Source organism: Bradyrhizobium sp. Tv2a-2, assembly GCF_000472425.1.
Taxonomy (GTDB): domain Bacteria; phylum Pseudomonadota; class Alphaproteobacteria; order Rhizobiales; family Xanthobacteraceae; genus Bradyrhizobium.
In genome coordinates, this window is the sequence record NZ_AXAI01000025.1 from 56392 (window position 1) to 72806 (window position 16415).

The following is a 16415-nucleotide window of genomic DNA, read 5'->3' on the forward strand; positions in this document are numbered from 1 at the left end:
CGAATCGAATGGCCAGTGTCGCCGATGGGCTCGCTGAAGGCTGACACAGCTGTGAGGGGCAATTAGCTGTGCGATGGCGCTTACGTGCGCCATCCTTGCTCGATCCGTCCTGAAGTTCGCTCGGGCGATCTCGATGACAGAAAGCCTCGCCGATTATCATGCGATGAAGGCGCCGATACACATGCGGACACAGGGCCGCAGGCTCCGGCGCTCCGCCGAGAACCCTTATTACAAGGACAGCGCACATGACCGTAGTCCCGGACAGGTACAACGTAAGCACGATGCTCGACAGAAATCTGGCTTTGGGGCGGTCTGACAAGACAGCAATCATCTGCGACGATCAGCGGATCAGCTTTGGCGAGCTCTTCGCTCGCGTGTGCCGAATGGGGAACGCACTGCTCAGGTTGGATGTTCGCGCTGGTGAGCGGGTGATGCTTGTTCTCAGCGACACTCCATTCCTTGCCGTGGCCTTTTGGGGCGCTTTACGGATCGGAGCTGTTCCATGCCTGCTAAATCCCGCGTTTCAGGAGGATGCGTATCGGCACTTCGTTTTGGAGGCAGGAGCTTCGCTGGTCGTGACGGACGAGCCTTGGGTCGAAAGAGTGGCCCGGTCTCTTGGAGATATTCGATCGATGGTGATTTTGGCGCCTGGCGCTTCCAGGGATCGAACTACATCAGTCGATGAACTCTTGGCTGCAGCCGGTGATACACTCGCACCGGCCGGCACGCACCGAGAGGATATGGCGTTCTGGTTGTACAGCAGCGCATCGACAGGTCGGCCTAAGGCAATTGTTCATGCACACCAGGGCATTCCCGCGACTTGCGAGACTTACGCTCGACAGACCCTTGGTATCACCGAACACGACATATGTTTCGCTCGGGCGCTTTATCATGCCTATGGCCTCGGAGGTGGACTGACGTTCCCGGCATGGGCTGGAGCTACATCTGTTCTCTCTCCGCGACGTCCGACACCAGCCGCCCTCTTGGAGATCATCGACAATTACAAACCCACGCTGCTGTTTCTCGTACCCGCGCTATATAAAGCGATTCTCGATGATCATGGCTCCACATTCGCTGATCTCGCCTCGGTCCGCCGCTGGCTCTCGGCTGCCGAACCCTTGTCCCCGGAGATCTGGAGTCGTTGGCGGGATAAGTTCGATGCGGAAATCATGGACGGAATTGGCTCCACTGAGTTGCTCCACATCTTTTGCTCCAATGCTCCCGGCGCCTTGAAAGTCGGATCAAGTGGAAAGCCCGTGCCCGGTTACGAACTGCGTCTGGTTGGCGATGATGGGCTACCGATCAGGACCGGTAACGTGGGCCGATTGCAGGTCCGTGGTCCAAGCTCGAGCATGGAGTATTGGCGGCAAAGAACCAAGACACAAGAAGTCATCGTCGGGCACTGGGTGGCGACCGGTGACATTTATCGCTTGGATGACGATGGATATTACTGGTTCGAGGGCCGCGAGGACGACATGGTCAAAATCGCCGGGGAATGGGTCTCTCCTGGCCAGATCGAGGGTGTTCTCATAACACACCCAGCGGTCGCGGAAGTGGCAGTGACTCCGCAGAACGTCGATGGCCTATCGCGCATTCGTGCATCGGTCGTTCTCGCTCGCGGCCTCGTTGGCTCAAATAGCCTCGCGCGAGAACTGCAAAAGTGGTGTCAGGACCACCTTGAGCGTTATAAATATGCTCACATCATTTGCTTTGTCGAGCATTTGCCGCGGAACGCGTCAGGCAAGGGTGGCCGGCCCAAGTTAAACGCCTAAGAGCTGGCAAGACAGCATGCGCGCTTGCACGATGAATGCGTTTTGTTGCCACTGATAGTGGGGGTCATACCGAGTAAGGCGCCACACATCCACTGTACGCGCAACCCCGATCCTTCGGGCTATGCCGAAATGGGTGCGGGTCCAGTTCGAGAGTGCAGACGGACAGTCGGGCCTTGATCGCCGCGCAGCGCGGCTGCCGGACGACTGCGACCGCAACGGAATACAGTCGAACCAATACGTGGCCATTTTGCTAGGACCAGTGAAGCGGGTACAGACGTAAGCAGCCTGCAAAACACAGGCCGCTCCGGGATCAGAACTCCGCAACTGACGCAGTGCCGAACCTCCGCAGGCGCCGAGTACAGCTACCAGCCCCTCAAGCCTGACACGACCGTTACATCACATTCGACGACTTCAGGTAGATACGAACATGGCCGAGGCATCAGAGCGGTCACTAATGCGATATGGCTTGGACGCTTAAAAGCCCGGTGGGCCGCTCAGGCCGCGACCACTTCGTACCTCTCGACGGCTTCGCGCTTCCGGGATAAACGGTGAGAGCCGCAATAATACCGGGCGCAGCTGCGAACATTAGCCAGAAGCCGGGTGACGCCTTGTCTTCGGTTCGGTTAATCAGCCAGGTCGAGGCGAATGGCGTGAACGTGCCGAACAAGGCGGCGGCCAGTGCAAAGGCCAGCGAAAAGCACGTCGTGCGCACATGCTTCGGCACGATCTCAACAAGAGCACCAAGCATTGCACCACTGTAGGTGCCGAAATAGAAAGAGAACATCATCTCTACCGCCAGCATCTTGCCGAAGCTTGGTGCGCTCACAAGCCAATACAACGCTGGATACGTGGTTACCAAGGCAAGCCCGGCAATGATCAGCAGAACCGGTTTTCGGCCTATCCGGTCGGACACGGTGCCGCCTATCGGATTCCAGATGAAGTTGGTCACAGCGACCAGGAGCGTCACCAACAGAGCATCATGGGAGCTTAGCTTCAGCACGGTCTTGCCGAATGTGGGCGTATAGACAGTGACGAAATAGAACGTCGTGGTGGTCAGGATAGCTATCATCATCCCCAGAACGACGATCCGCCAGTTCGCAACTGCCGAGGCAAAGACCTCGCGGGCGGTCGGATGCTTCTCCATCGCCAAAAACTCCGGCGTTTCCTCCAGCGTCCGGCGCAGAAAGAAGACAAGCGGAATAATCAAGCAGCCGACAAAGAACGGAATGCGCCAGCCCCAGGCGGAGACGAGTTCGGCCGGCATCAATTCGCTCAACACATATCCCAAGATCGCCGCGACAAAGATCGCGACCTGCTGGCTCGAAGACTGGAATGACGCGTAAAGGCCGCGCTTACCGGGGCTTGCGATCTCCGCAAGGTAGACCGAAACGCCGCCGACCTCGACCCCTGCAGAAAAGCCCTGCAGTAGTCGCCCGAGCAGCACGATTGCGGGCGCGGCAATGCCGATGCTTGCGTAACTAGGGCAGAAGGCGATGACCACGGTGCCGATCGCCATGATCGATAGCGTCACTATCAGCCCTTGTCGGCGGCCGAGCTCGTCGATATACGCGCCAAGCACGATCGCCCCGACCGGACGCATCAACGCGCCGAGCCAAAAGACCCCGAACGTGTCGAGCAGGGACGCTGTTTCGCTGTCGGCCGGGAAGAATGCCTTTCCAATGGCGCTGGCATAGAAGCCGAATAGGAAAAAATCGAACTGCTCAAGGAAGTTGCCGCTGGTGGAGCGCACAATCGCGCCGACGCGCGACTTAACCATTGGTGCAGGCGTGGGCGAAATTTGTAACACCGCGAGTTCCTTCCCGTCTGAAATGGCCGGTTGCGGAAAAACCTCGCGCCAGCCCAATGTAGCCAAGCCGCCAATCTGCGATCACGCAGATACGACCGACCGATCCGAAACCGTCTCGCATTCTCGGCATATTTTCGGCGGTCGGAGTGCGAACCCACAGATTTTGGCAACCCATGTTCATCCGCTGGAGGGAGTTCGCCAAACACGGATGGTTTGACAATTTTGCGGCGAGACTGGATCTCGATGAAGGCCATTGGGCGGAAAAGACCACGCCGGAGAATGAAGCAATCTCATTTGAAGCTTGTCCGTTGTCAGACAGCCGCACGCATCTGTTTGTTTAGGAACAGGTGCGGTTCATTTGCAAATGGTCGAGTGTTTTTAAAGCCAGGTCAGCAGCTTAGGTCGATTTCGCCGTTGGTTGGCACGGCGGTTGCTAGGAAGATGCGGCAACACTGAGCGAGGGCTGAGTGCACGCCGACGCCTCAAGACGAGCGATGCTCTCCTTCCCTTAAACCCGTGTGCCCCGTTTTTCGAGAGAGAAACAGGCTCGCTCGCAACGAGAGCGTGCAATCTTTGGCAAATCGGTTGATGGAGAGCAATGTGGCTTCACTGAGACAAATCGCATTCTATGGTAAGGGCGGTATCGGCAAGTCGACCACCTCGCAGAACACGCTCGCGGCGCTGGCCGAGATGGGCCACAAGATCCTGATTGTGGGCTGCGACCCCAAGGCAGATTCGACCCGACTGATCCTGCACGCCAAGGCGCAGGACACGATCTTAAGCCTCGCCGCGGACGCCGGCAGTGTCGAGGATCTCGAACTCGAAGACGTGATGAAGATCGGCTACCAGGACATCCGCTGCGTAGAGTCCGGCGGCCCGGAACCAGGCGTCGGCTGCGCCGGCCGCGGCGTCATCACTTCGATCAACTTCCTCGAAGAGAACGGCGCCTATGAGGGCATCGATTACGTCTCTTACGACGTGCTCGGCGATGTCGTCTGCGGCGGTTTTGCCATGCCGATTCGTGAGAACAAGGCGCAGGAAATCTACATCGTCATGTCAGGCGAGATGATGGCTATGTATGCCGCCAACAACATCTCGAAGGGCATTCTCAAATATGCCAACTCGGGCGGCGTGCGGCTCGGGGGCCTGATCTGCAACGAGCGGCAGACAGACAAGGAGTTGGAATTGGCGGAGGCGCTGGCCAAGAAGCTCGGTACCAAGCTGATCCATTTCGTGCCCCGCGACAATGTCGTGCAGCATGCGGAACTGCGCCGCATGACTGTGCTGGAATATGCGCCAGACTCGCAGCAGGCCGATCACTATCGCCAGCTCGCGACCAAGATCCACAACAACGGCGGCAAGGGCATCATCCCGACCCCGATCTCCATGGATGAGCTCGAGGACATGCTGATGGAGCACGGGATCATGAAGGCGGTCGACGAGTCCATTGTCGGCAAGACTGCCGCCGAACTCGCTGCCTAGCGCAAGGCGAGCGACGGACGCCGGTCTCCTTACATTCCCCTCCCGAGGAGACCGGTGTTCGCGGCAAAATGCTGGGTGACTTGCTAATTTCCGTCGATCTGTTTGACCAGATCGACTGACGCGAGCGGCGTACCGGGAGCGGCAACCTGCGCTCACCAGACGTCAGGTTGCTCAAATTGCAAGAACGCGAACCCTGCGCTGCTGGTCGTGCGGAGGTTCCGCAACATATCCAGAAAATCAACCGGTTCGCAGGGTCTCATCGCCCTCACTGTTGGTCGTCGGCTCGATCGACGGAGGTCTCTTTGCCTGTTTACTCGTCACGCCCCCCACTTGGCGGCCGCGCGCATTGCACTGGCACGGCGACGCGCTGAACCCTCGGTCGACAGGAGGGGGCCGGAGCCGATTTGCTGATGACGCTGTCTGTTCTCTTCAGCTCGTCTCCTGCTGCCTTGCAAGCCCCGATCGAAAGTCTGATGCCAAATCCCGAAGGTCGCTGCTTCGCCAGGCCGTCACCGGAGGATCTCAATCGATTGGCGTTCTGCTCAATCGAGGCTGCCGAGTAACACTTTTTTGCGGGTCCTGGGTGTGCAGGCGCACACAACGAACTACGCGCACTTGGCGAGCATGCAGCGCCCATGGCAGACATCTTGCGAGATAAAGAACCTGACGAGTAGTAAAATTCGTTGATGTCGGATTGAATAGCTTTTGGCGACCTACCACACCATGCGCGAATGCGATGTGCCTCTGGTGTTGGGCACGGTCTCCGGTACCGTCGAGTCGATCCCGCTGGCGCATCCGTCGGGATAGCAGAAGCGCGCGGTTAGGCCACGAATTTCGGGAGCGGTTGGCTATCGGCAAAGGTACGCAGCCTACGGATTGCGCGATTTAAGGCGTTGTCGTCCGTCCTGGCCAAGCAACTGTCCAGTCTTGCGATTTATAAAGTGCAACTGCGAACAAGCGGGGCAAATAATGCCTTGAAATTCTTGGTTCGTCGCGTTGCTCTCATCATCCTCCAGCCATTGCTGAACCATCATGTTGGTGACCGAGCAGGTAAAAATGATAGCGCGCATATGACCCCTACGGGATTGAGTTCTGGTCAACCCCGGGCCCTGCCTGTCAACCTTGCGGCCGGAATCGCGCTGGTCCAAGCTAGGCGGACCCGACACCAACCTATACTGCGGAATCGCGGACAATGATTTGTTCTCGCGCAAGCCGTGCCGGCCTGAGAGCTGAAGAAGATGTCGGGAATCGATCCGTTCCAGAAAATCGATTTAACCGCTTGGAATGATTGTTGCACGGCAGTCGCCTGGAGGCCCGAGAATGGCCTGCCGGCGGACAACATCAAGAGCTTCCACTCACATGGTGGGACTAGATCTACGCGAGGTATCCTTTGCTCCCGTAACTCTTCATTCTGAAATGCCGATCGTCGCCCAGCCTATTCCTTGTCTGCCAGCTTGATCGCTTGTTCAACAGGCGCTCTCTCATCTTAGCCGAGGTCTGAATGACAGTACTCCTTGCGTCTCCAGCTAAACTACATGAGCCGATAGTGCTGCCAGGCTACGAGCAATTGCTTCACCGCGCCCGCACTCTGTACCATCCCCACCCGTTCGCTGCTGAGATGTCAAAGGATCGGCTTGCAAGTCTGCTTCCTGACTACTTCGCGATGTCGGAAGCATTCCCTCTTCTACAGGCTGGATCGCAAAAGGATCTTGCATTTCACGCCATAGACCATAACCAAGGCATCCCTCGCGATGTCGAGCTCACCAGTGTGGTTGCAAACTTTATCTCTTGGGATGAAACGGGAGGCCATCGGCTGGTTCTCCGAGGCGGCAACGCCGCGTTACCGCAAATATTGGATACGACAAAGTTTCACTCAAAGCTGTTTGCAAAAGATGTGTCCCGGCTGCTCGGCCGGGCAATCGAGCCCAACTATAGTGCCATAACGCGTCAATACCTGCGTGGCCTATATAGCGGATTGTCGTCGAGAGATCCCATACTGCGTAGCGCAGCCATGGTAGCGTTTGAACTTCATGCCGGGGAAATGATCCAGGCCCTATGGACCACCGTGGCCGACACTTTCGATGCTCGAGTTGATGAACTTGAGTATTTCAGGCTCCATGTGGGCGGTGAAGATCCTGCGGAAAAGCGTCACGGCGAGATGACAAGCCGGCTCATCGCAGAGCTGATTCCTGCCGATAGCGTTGGTCGTTTCCTGGATGAATTTGATCGCGCGTACGGTCTCAACGTCGAGTGGTGCCGCGGCTTGGCCGGAACTCGCTCGCTCGAGCGGATTCGGAGGCCGGAGGTTGAGCACAGGGGCCGATGCCACTGTGGTTCTGTCAGATTTTGTGTCCAGGCGCCAGCCGATATTTCTGCCGTGAGCTGCAACTGTTCAATCTGCCAAATGTCTGGATTTTTGCACATGCTGGTTCCCCGCGACAAGCTCAGGATCGAATGCGGCGAAGAGCTCCTCAGCACGTATCAGTTTAATCAGAACATCGCGCGACACACGTTTTGTCAGGTTTGTGGTGTGAAGCCATTTTATCGCCCAAGATCGAACCCTTCAGGCTTCAGCGTAAATGTTCGATGTCTTGATGCGACGACGATCGAATGCTTAAGAATAGACGAGTTTGACGGGAAGAACTGGGAACGCGCGATCCCCTCGCTCCAGGTGGATCGAAGCTGCTGTCATTAGTTTAAAAGATCGAGCCGATCTGAAAAGGCCTGCATAATGAGTGACGGAGCCGATCTTTTCTCAGAGGATGACCTCGCAAGATACCGGACAGAGTTAAGAGCTCACGGTACGGTCTTGCTGCCGCCCCAGACCATGTTCACCCCGGATGAATTGGCTAGGATTGATCTGCTGGAATCCGATATTCCAGAAGAAGAAGTGCGGAAGGGAGATGCCGGCGATTCTCATGATGTTTTGGTAAAACGAGTGCGGGTAGCCCACCCAGGCTGTCGTCCGGGTAACGTGAATGGCGCAGCTTCCGCACAAATCATCGAACTCCTTGAGAGGCGGCAGCGCCTCTCCACGCTCGGAAAGATCTTCGGATCGGCGTCAGAATACGTTATTCGCCGATGTCAGGTCCATCGGATGCCACCTGAATCGTTCGTTGGCATCCATGTCGATGCTGAAAGTGACCCTGACTTCGAATTCGCAGTCATTCTCCAGCTCGCCAGAGGTTTCGAGGGCGGTGAGTTCGTCGTGTATCCAACCGGGCGCAATCCCCAGGTGTTTCGCCCGACATTGGGAAGCGTACTTATCACAACGTGCAGGTTCCGGCATGAGGTGAGACCAGTGCGCGCCGGCGTGCGACGATCACTGGTCTATTTCTGCTCAGGTTACACCGGCGCCAATCGACGGATAATGAACTCCCCCGCCTGATCGCATGACGGCTCGGTTAATAGCCGAAGTGATCGGATACTCTATCGCCCGTCCCATGGATCGGCGTCGAACGGCGCCCGGTGCTCTGGCCTTACCTTACGGTGCGCCAGCTCAAGCAAGCATGAAGGGCAGGTGCCTTGCAAAGAGCAGGGGAGATGCAAGAACCGCAAAATAGCGCTTCAGCTGCCGATATTTTGGCGATGCAGCCAAAGGGCCGCTTGCCGGCTCTGCAGGCATAGACCGCCGAACCGCCCGGCTCCCATGTCTGGAGGAGCTGCGAGTCCGTAACATAAGAGCGGAGTAGCCTGCATCCCGGTTACACGATCATCAGACAAGCCTACTTGACCGCAGACGGGTCATCGGGACCTGCTGCAGGTCGTGCGCGACTGACAGTCCCGGAAGTTGCTACTGACGCTTCCTCAAGCGCCGTTTTCTGTAGCAAAAGATCGGTGACGATCCGTCGAAGCCGTTGGTTCTCGAGCGTAAGCTCATCCAATGCGAGTCGCATATCATCAATGCCAGGTGAGGCTGTCGGCCTTGTCTCTACGGCTACGGAGCGTTGCGATGGGGGCACGCTGTCATTGCTGAGCGACAATTTGCGCCAACGATGAAGGGTCATTACGCTTACGCCGAGCTCCTTGCAGGCTTCCAGTTGCGAAACGCCCGTTCGCGCGAGCTCGTCTGCTCGCACGAGTTTCGACAGGATTTCTTGGTTCGAATGTTTCTTCATGTCTCTGCCTAGTTTGCTTGCATCCATCGCTCGGGGCTGGCGTGGTACCCCCAACCCCGCCATTCGATGCCTTTGTCTCGTTCAGACTTTGCTCAAGAGCCGATCTTCTAGATTGCGGCCAATCAGTCTGTCGCGCGCGATCACCAGGCACTCTACTGTCTCTGTCTCTGGATCATCGGCAAGCGGTATCACGCCCTGTCTATGTGCGGTATCGAATAGACATCCTTCATTTGCCAAATAATCGATAGTGGCTCGCAATGAGCGAGACTTTACGTTACGCACGGATGAAATCACGTAGTGGTCAGAATAGTCCGGGCCTAATAGCCGCAAGGCTATGCTGTGGAGCACCGATCCTCCGCCCCACCGGCCGTTCGCCTCATTAAACAGCAGCTGCCCGTCAACTGACAAGATCGCGTCGACGTTGATCAGCCCACGGTATCCCAAGGTCCGCACAAGCTCGACAAATCTGCAGGCGTGAGCGTATGCAGCCGAACTCCGGCAAATGCTAATATCGCTCGGGATCTCCAGTCCGGTCCAAACGAGAGATCGCTCTGACCCATCGGCGCTCGGACGCATGCGGATGCTTCCACTATTCATGTAGCCGATCGAGCCGTGTGTCTTGATTTCGAACTCGAGGTAAAACATGGAGCGGGCCAAATGGTAGGATTCGACAATCGCCGTCTTGCACGACGGCGTCGTTATCTCAGACCATAATGCCTCAGCCTCGAACAATGACCAATGGAGCCGGCGGGTTTCTCTCGCGCCGGGTAATGGAGCGCTATCCTCGCCGGTTAGGATAATGTTACCGACGCCGCCAGCTCCATTGTCTAGCTTTACAATGACCATTCCCGTTTCGCGGCTGAATGTGTCGACCGCTCTGAATAGCTCGTCCGCGCCTGTTGTTACGCATCCGCTTGCAAGGGGAAGCTTCGCGCTTGTCGCCAATTGACGGAAGTGGCTCTTGCGGTTCAAGAGATCTGATCCTCGCTGCAAGGCAAAACCGTCCCCGTTCTTCGGTATGCCGAGCGCGGCAGCTAAGCGGGCGACCCCTTCGGTCAAGTAGCAAGCGCAAAGTGTCCAGTCAGACCTTTGACGCAGTGTCTTGCTTAGCTTCTCGACAATTGTATTGGACTGCAACGTGGAATCATTGAGGATTCCCTGAGCCGCGTCCGGCACAATGACCGAGACCCTTGATGGGTCGAACTTTAGCGTTGCGCCGATGTAGTTCAGCAGGTCCGGCGGGACGGCTACTGGAGACACGATAACATCGTCCTCCCGTGCGAACCATGCGGAGCGCCACGCTGACTTGGCCGCCAGCGAAACTTGGATTGGCGTCAGATCGGTGCCTGACATTTGAGCGGTGCCGGCATTCATGATGAGAATACGGGGCATCATGAGGCCCGGCGCATCGGATCACAGGACGTGGCCGCAGCCTTCCGATCGATACGATCGAACCGGCGAATCTGGCCTAAATTGACAAGCCGAAAGGGACCGCTTCGTCGCGCCGCGCAAGACCACTTGCGCATGGGACGGAAGCATTGTGGTTCTTTCCCGGCACTCAAAACGTTCAATTCCGGCTGCCGTCCCGAGCCGAGCATGCGTCGAACTCCTTGAGCATGAAATGTTGAATTTTGCCGAGTGCCGTCCGCGGTAACTCCTGGGTAAAAATGATTTCCCGCGGCGTTTTGAAGCGAGCGAGCTGTGACTGTACATGCGCGGTCAGCAGGTCAGCATCGTTCCGCGCCCCGGGTCGCGCAATCACATAGGCAACCGGCACCTCTCCCCAGCGTGAATGGGCGCGACCGACGACAGCACATTCGGCGACATCAGGGTGCTGCGCAAGGACACGCTCGACTTCCGCCGGATAGATGTTTTCTCCGCCGGAAATGATCATGTTCTTCTTGCGATCATGGACCCAGAAGTAACCATCGGTATCTCGCCGGCCGATATCGCCCGTGCAATACCAGCCGTCGCACAGCGCCTCCCGCGTGGCTTGGTCGTTGCCCCAATATTCGCTGAAGATATTGGGACCGCGCACCGCGATTTCGCCTGGCAGACCTCGCGGCAGCTTATTGCCGGATTCATCGATGATTGCCGCCTCGCAGCACAGGCCGGGGAGGCCTGTCGAGCCCTCGCGCGAGAGATCGCCGCCGAGTCTCATATAGATCGCAATAGGGCAGGTTTCCGTGGCCCCATAAACCTGCAGTACTGTTACACCGCGATCGACCAGCCGTCTAATCAGGTCACTTGGCACCATTGCAGAACCAGTCGAAATCGCCTTGAGCGAAGACAGATCCGTCGTTGACCACGCATAGCATTCAGTCAGAGCCCGAATCATCGTAGGAACCAGGAGGGCCAGCGTTGGTCGATCGCGGTCAAGCGCAGCCAGCACGTCCTCCGGCGTAAAGCGTGCATGAATGCTCACGGTAGCGCCGTGATGCAAAGCCGGCGTAGTCTGGATGTTGAGGCCGCCGACATGAAATAACGGCAAAACCGTCAAAATATGATCGGCCGAGGTGAGGTCATGCATATGCTGGCTCATGACGCCATTCCACAGCAATGCCTCCTGTCGCAGCACGGCGCCTTTCGGTCGGCCTGTGGTGCCTGATGTGTAGACGATCAGAAGTGGGCTGGACAAATCGGCGTTAGGATCGCGACCGTCGCCTCGGCCCCGTTCCAGCAGTCCATCCCACTTACTTCCGCCCAGCGGCGAAAAATTGAGCCCGACAACGAAAGTATTCGGCAGTTGCTCTCTCAAGGTCGGTAGCAGCTGCTTGAATGCCCGTTCAAGCACCAGCACCTTGGGAGTGGCGTTCGACAGAATAAAGAGCTGCTCGGCGACTGCGAGGCGGGAGTTCAATGGCACCAGGATCGCGCCCAGCCGCGCGCAAGCATAAAGTAGTGCGAGATAGTCAGGTCGATTGAGGCTCAGAATCGCGATTCGATCGCCCTTCTCGACGCCGAGCTGACTTCTTAGTGCGCGTGCGACATGCTCGATGCGTCGGTTGAACGCGGCGTAACTTAGGGTCTGGCCCTCGAAATGGATTGCGGCTTTGTTGGGAGAGAATTGGGCGTTGCGTTCAATCAACGTGCATAGAGTCATTGTCACGTCATCATCCATTCGACTGTGTCGAAGAGTGGCCACTCTCGGTGAGGTCTAGGCGAGGAACCCGCCGTCTTTGACCGCGAGTGCGGGTTCGCCGGCTCGCTGTGTGCTCGCGGGCATCAAGACGGATGCCATTCGAACTCTCTTTGTGGTCATTGTGCGTTCCGGACGATGGTTAACCACAACGTTACCTCTGACATATTCAGTGCAGCCCCGTCGGTCAGGTCTCTATGAGGCGAAAGTATTCTGGAGGTACTGATCGCAATCCACGATCGTTTACCTATCCAGCTTTGCTCGACGAGGACTACGCGCGTCTAGCCATGGTGGTACGTGCATCTGTTCATGGTGATAGGCGCACCATGACGATTCCCAGCGTCTTCCTCTGCGCACAGGCTCCCCGCACATATAGGCGGCCCCGGGATCTTCATCTTTGAAGCCAACAACGGCCCGGCATTGCCCTTTATTGTGATCAACCAGCAAGACCTTCTTGGAGCCGTCAGGTTCTTTCACTTTGCCACTCCGGGAAACTTGGCAATTTGTTTCAACGTCGCGCCGATCATCAGACCGACAATGGAGGCAAAGATCGTCTGGCGCTGTTGCGGGCGGCCAGTCCTTCCTTTGTTTATGTCGACCGGGTGGGTCATCCGAATAAAAGCATGCCGCTCGATGAGTTATGGCTGAGGCATGAGCACTATCGGAGGAGATTGCCAGTTGTCGCGTATTGCAGCGCAAGCGCAGTTGAGAAGCTCGTGCCGTCCAGCGGACCCCGTACGCCCCACGAGCCGCTGCGGGTACGCGCCGGTAACGGGCGAAGGACGTGCCGCTTCGGTCCATCATTGCGGCCCCCAAGCCTCGCGACCTACCCACGGCTGCTGTGCGTTCTGCCAAAAGGCGCGCGAACACCAACGCAGGTCAAACGTCCCAATCCGAAAGCACCGTGGCGTGGCGCGACATTGAATTGTGGACCTCATACCGCAGACCTCAAAGAATGGGTTAGGCTCGGCATCGCCCCGATGCTATCGCGGTTGCGTAAAGAGCGGAGGAACATGTGTAAGCAAGAATCTATCAACCACAGCACATCGAGAGGCCGAGAGGGGCCATACTAACTCGTTCAGCGGCGGATATCCCTGTGACTATCGGCCTCGCCAAAACCGCCTTCGCGTCCATCGCTGGCGCGGCCGCGTATGTTAGCGCTCGCGCGAATGGATGCACCAAATCAAGTCGACCTCAGTTTGCTCAAGCAGGTGTTCTCCCAGCTGTTCCGTCCAAGACCACGAGCACAAGAGCGCGCCGCACAATGATAATTCGTTCCATGATCTCTTCTATGCCCATCCGGGCACGTCAGGCCCGGGGACTCATTACTCTAAAACTCTACAATCTGACGTTACGTGCGATTCAAGGCCCTTTGGGCCCGGCATGTGGAAATGCGCAACTCGCGGCACAACCGGCAATGATGTGCTCGCAACTGGCCCTTCAGGCCGATTCCTGGTTCTTGTCGAAATGAAGAACTGTGGGATCGCACGTGAACTCAATGTCGTGTCATTTTATCCATCAAAAACTGGCCAATGATCCGAATATTCTACAGTTTCCGGCCACTCTTCTCAGCCCTAAGCGGTTAGCAGAAGAACAGCTGCATCCCGGCCACCAAAAGTATGGCGGCGAGAATGTCTCTTGTCAGTGCCTGCCCCAACCATCTCAGGCCAATCGCAGTTCCCATGACGGCACCGGCCAGCACAGCCAGGGCGTAGAAGAAGAGGCCAGGCGAGGGGAGCTGTCCGGCAGAAAGTGTGCCGACTAGGCCAACGGTCGAATTCAGCAGGATGAAGGGCGCCGATATAGCGGCCGTTTGCTTCGGAGAGGCCCAGTGCAAAGAGATCAGCACGGGGTGAGGAAGACGCCGCCGCCAACGCCCGTCAGGCCGGAAACCAGTCCGACAACCGCGCTAACGATCAAAGCTCCCGAAACCGGGGTCTCATGATCGAGGAAGTCGGTGTTATTCCGCCGTAAGATCGTGGCCGCTCCGGCCAACAACAAAACCAGTCCCGTCGTGGTTTTGTATACACCTTCATTGAGCACGATGGACCCGCCGACGAGCGCCGTTGGAACCGATGATAAAAGCAGTGGCAGCAGCTTTTGCCAGTCGACCACTTTGTGCCGGTTGAAGACCCAAGTCGAGTACGCCGCCGCGATCACATTGAGCGCGAGCGCGGTGGGGCGCATCTGCGTGGGAGGAAAGCCGGCGAATGCCATCAATGCCAAGAACGCCGTCCCCCCCGGCCTGGCCTACGGTCGCGTACAGCAATGAAATCACGCCGATCAGCAGAGCGAACATGGCCGTAGCTCCCTAGTGCCTAAGGTCGGAGCCGCTGCGGAAGAGCGGTCGCCGCCTGGGCGGATAAGGCCGCCACCTAGGCAAGCTGCCACCGTACCGGTGGGATCGTGAGCGGTGCGCCCGTGAACCGGACCGCGATGAACGCTGCCCTCTTGAGGACCTGCGGTGTGGGACAGCGTCACCGCAGGATCGTCGAACGCCTTCAGATGACCTGAGCACTTTCTTCGCTCGGGGAAACGCTGTGGGATGTATCCACCGTCGGTAGCTTTCGACGAAACCTGTCTCGCAGCAAGCTACAGCTTGTCTGATACGTCCATTGTTTCGATGTATGCGCGAATCACGTTTGCTTCGACATCGATCCAGCCGCACTCGCGAGCGGTTGCGATCATCTTCGTGCAGCCCGTGTCCCACCGTTGGTCGTCCTTGGGCGTCCCGGCAGGGTAGGCACTAGATCAATAGGAACCAGGGCCTTGTCCTGGTCAAGGAGCGTGATTCCTCGCAGGTCTGGAGAATTGATTGTAGGTGCTCCTTTCAAGACCACCTTGAAACTGCGAAAGTTGATAGGATCGGTCAGTTGTACGCCGCTTTCTGGTAAGTCTTCCACGATCATTGCTTGGCTCCATATCGTCGCTGCGAACATGGGACGGCCACAGTTCGATCCGTCTGCCCGGAAAGCAGCTGGTTTCAGCCGGGCAATAACGCCCGAAGCTCGCCTCGAAAGTTGACCAGGGGATTGCCTTGACCCGCTCGCGTCGCGACAATCCGGCCGATAAAGATGCCATGTGTGCCCACTCGGTGATGTCGATGTAAGACGCATTCGAGCGCGTAAGCTGCGCTTTGCAAGATCGGTACGTCGATGACACCCTGGTTCCAGGGGGCCGTATCGAAACGCTGGGCGCCTTTGGCACCATCTCGGCCGGCGAAACGTAATGCGAGATCCTCTTGATCGCCGTGGAGAAGACTCACGCCAAAACCGCCGTTGGCCAGTATCGCATCGTGAGTCTCGGAACCGCCATGAATTCCGACCAGCAAGCAGGGCGGCTCCATGCAGATCGAGCTGAGAGAACTCACTGTCAGTCCACGTCGGCCCAGTGCCATCCCAGTCGCTACAATGGCCACGCCGCTGGGCAGATTTCCCATCGCCTTGCGAAATTCGACCGCTTCGATGGACTGAATATCACTCTTCTCGGAAGGCAACTGACAGTTCATAGCCCGGCTCCAGAGTGGTGTTTGACTTCGAATACTTGCTTGAATGCGGAGGTTACGAAAGTATTGGACCGCAAACGTTTCGCTCGGCGTCAGGCGCAACTTGAAATTGATCGCCGGGATAGAGCGCGTGACCGCTCCATATGCAAGGAACGATACCGGTTCCCGGGGGACTGGCGCTCGGCTCGATGAGTTAGCCTGGCTCAGCGTCGGTACGGGTTGAGTGCTCACCTTCAACACGTAACAGCTCCGATGGCGATGGACGCCCGTACTGCTTGAAAAGGCGCTCTCTTGCACAGTAAAGACGCTTGTTCAGTGTCGCGTGCAACGATGCCCTCAGCTCAGGCGGGATCGAAACTTCCGTATCGATCATCTCTCGAAGCTTCTCAAACATGCGGTTGATCTGTTGAACAGATCCAAGCACTGTGACCGTCTGCCAAGATGTCATTGCTTGTCTCCTTTGGCGCGATACTGCGGAGGCGCGGGTTGTTGTTGGCGGGCCGCCGCCGGCTCTCGCGATCCGAGCGGCGATTGTTAAGCGCCCGACCAGCTAGCTGGGTTCGGGTAAGCCGGGCACACTGCAGACGACAAG

Annotated in this window: 13 protein-coding genes; 7 read left to right on the forward strand and 6 right to left on the reverse strand. The window is 57.4% G+C overall.

The window, feature by feature from the left end; genetic code table 11:
* Nucleotides 1-245 precede the first annotated feature (245 nt).
* The gene (locus A3AI_RS0134715) at nt 246-1772 is read left to right on the forward strand and encodes a benzoate-CoA ligase family protein (RefSeq protein WP_024519955.1); all 1527 of its coding nucleotides are present in this window, start codon (nt 246-248) and stop codon (nt 1770-1772) included.
* Nucleotides 1773-2223: 451 nt separating this feature from the next.
* Here A3AI_RS0134715 and A3AI_RS0134720 read toward each other — a convergent pair whose 3' ends face one another.
* Nucleotides 2224-3549 carry an MFS transporter gene (locus tag A3AI_RS0134720; protein WP_036050684.1) on the reverse strand — a complete coding sequence of 442 codons (1326 nt, stop codon included), beginning with the start codon at nt 3547-3549 and terminating at the stop codon, nt 2224-2226.
* A gap of 203 nt (nt 3550-3752) precedes the next feature.
* Between A3AI_RS0134720 and A3AI_RS48270 the strand changes: the two genes are divergently transcribed.
* The 4 genes from A3AI_RS48270 (at nt 3753) to A3AI_RS46650 (ending at nt 8449) form a co-directional block, all read left to right on the forward strand.
* Nucleotides 3753-3920 carry a hypothetical protein gene (locus A3AI_RS48270; RefSeq protein ID WP_156928077.1) on the forward strand — a complete coding sequence of 56 codons (168 nt, stop codon included), beginning with the start codon at nt 3753-3755 and terminating at the stop codon, nt 3918-3920.
* A gap of 259 nt (nt 3921-4179) precedes the next feature.
* Nucleotides 4180-5061, forward strand: a complete 882-nt coding sequence (gene nifH, locus A3AI_RS0134730; RefSeq protein WP_024519957.1) for a nitrogenase iron protein — start codon at nt 4180-4182, stop codon at nt 5059-5061.
* Between the two features lie 1501 nt (nt 5062-6562).
* Nucleotides 6563-7756, forward strand: a complete 1194-nt coding sequence (locus A3AI_RS45570) for a GFA family protein (RefSeq protein WP_024519958.1) — start codon at nt 6563-6565, stop codon at nt 7754-7756.
* Nucleotides 7757-7870: 114 nt separating this feature from the next.
* Nucleotides 7871-8449 (forward strand): 2OG-Fe(II) oxygenase, encoded by a 579-nt coding sequence (locus A3AI_RS46650; protein ID WP_245287020.1) that lies wholly within the window; start codon nt 7871-7873, stop codon nt 8447-8449.
* An 811-nt stretch (nt 8450-9260) separates the two neighbouring features.
* Here the strand turns inward: A3AI_RS46650 and A3AI_RS48990 are convergent.
* Nucleotides 9261-10574, reverse strand: coding sequence for a preATP grasp domain-containing protein (locus tag A3AI_RS48990; protein WP_245287021.1), 1314 nt, complete (start codon nt 10572-10574; stop codon nt 9261-9263).
* Between the two features lie 172 nt (nt 10575-10746).
* Nucleotides 10747-12282 carry an acyl-CoA synthetase gene (locus tag A3AI_RS0134765; RefSeq protein ID WP_024519961.1) on the reverse strand — a complete coding sequence of 512 codons (1536 nt, stop codon included), beginning with the start codon at nt 12280-12282 and terminating at the stop codon, nt 10747-10749.
* A gap of 1525 nt (nt 12283-13807) precedes the next feature.
* On the opposite strand from A3AI_RS0134765, the gene A3AI_RS49560 reads away from it, so the two are divergent.
* Entirely contained in the window at nt 13808-14083 is a 276-nt protein-coding gene (locus A3AI_RS49560) for a hypothetical protein (RefSeq protein WP_156928078.1), read from the forward strand.
* Between the two features lie 77 nt (nt 14084-14160).
* Here A3AI_RS49560 and A3AI_RS49565 read toward each other — a convergent pair whose 3' ends face one another.
* On the reverse strand, nt 14161-14535 hold the full coding sequence (locus A3AI_RS49565; RefSeq protein WP_245287022.1) for a sulfite exporter TauE/SafE family protein: 375 nt from the start codon (nt 14533-14535) through the stop codon (nt 14161-14163).
* Between the two features lie 435 nt (nt 14536-14970).
* Here A3AI_RS49565 and A3AI_RS50370 point away from each other — a divergent pair, with 435 nt between their 5' ends.
* Nucleotides 14971-15342 (forward strand): hypothetical protein, encoded by a 372-nt coding sequence (locus tag A3AI_RS50370; protein WP_156928084.1) that lies wholly within the window; start codon nt 14971-14973, stop codon nt 15340-15342.
* On the opposite strand, the gene A3AI_RS0134780 is transcribed toward A3AI_RS50370, so the two are convergent.
* Both A3AI_RS0134780 and A3AI_RS44065 read right to left on the reverse strand, forming a co-directional pair.
* Nucleotides 15302-15826 (reverse strand): flavin reductase family protein, encoded by a 525-nt coding sequence (locus A3AI_RS0134780; protein WP_024519962.1) that lies wholly within the window; start codon nt 15824-15826, stop codon nt 15302-15304. The genes A3AI_RS50370 and A3AI_RS0134780 overlap by 41 nt on opposite strands.
* 190 nt (nt 15827-16016) lie before the next feature.
* A complete protein-coding gene (locus tag A3AI_RS44065) occupies nt 16017-16271 on the reverse strand; it encodes a hypothetical protein (RefSeq protein WP_036050690.1) in 255 nt (84 codons plus the stop codon).
* Nucleotides 16272-16415 lie beyond the last annotated feature (144 nt).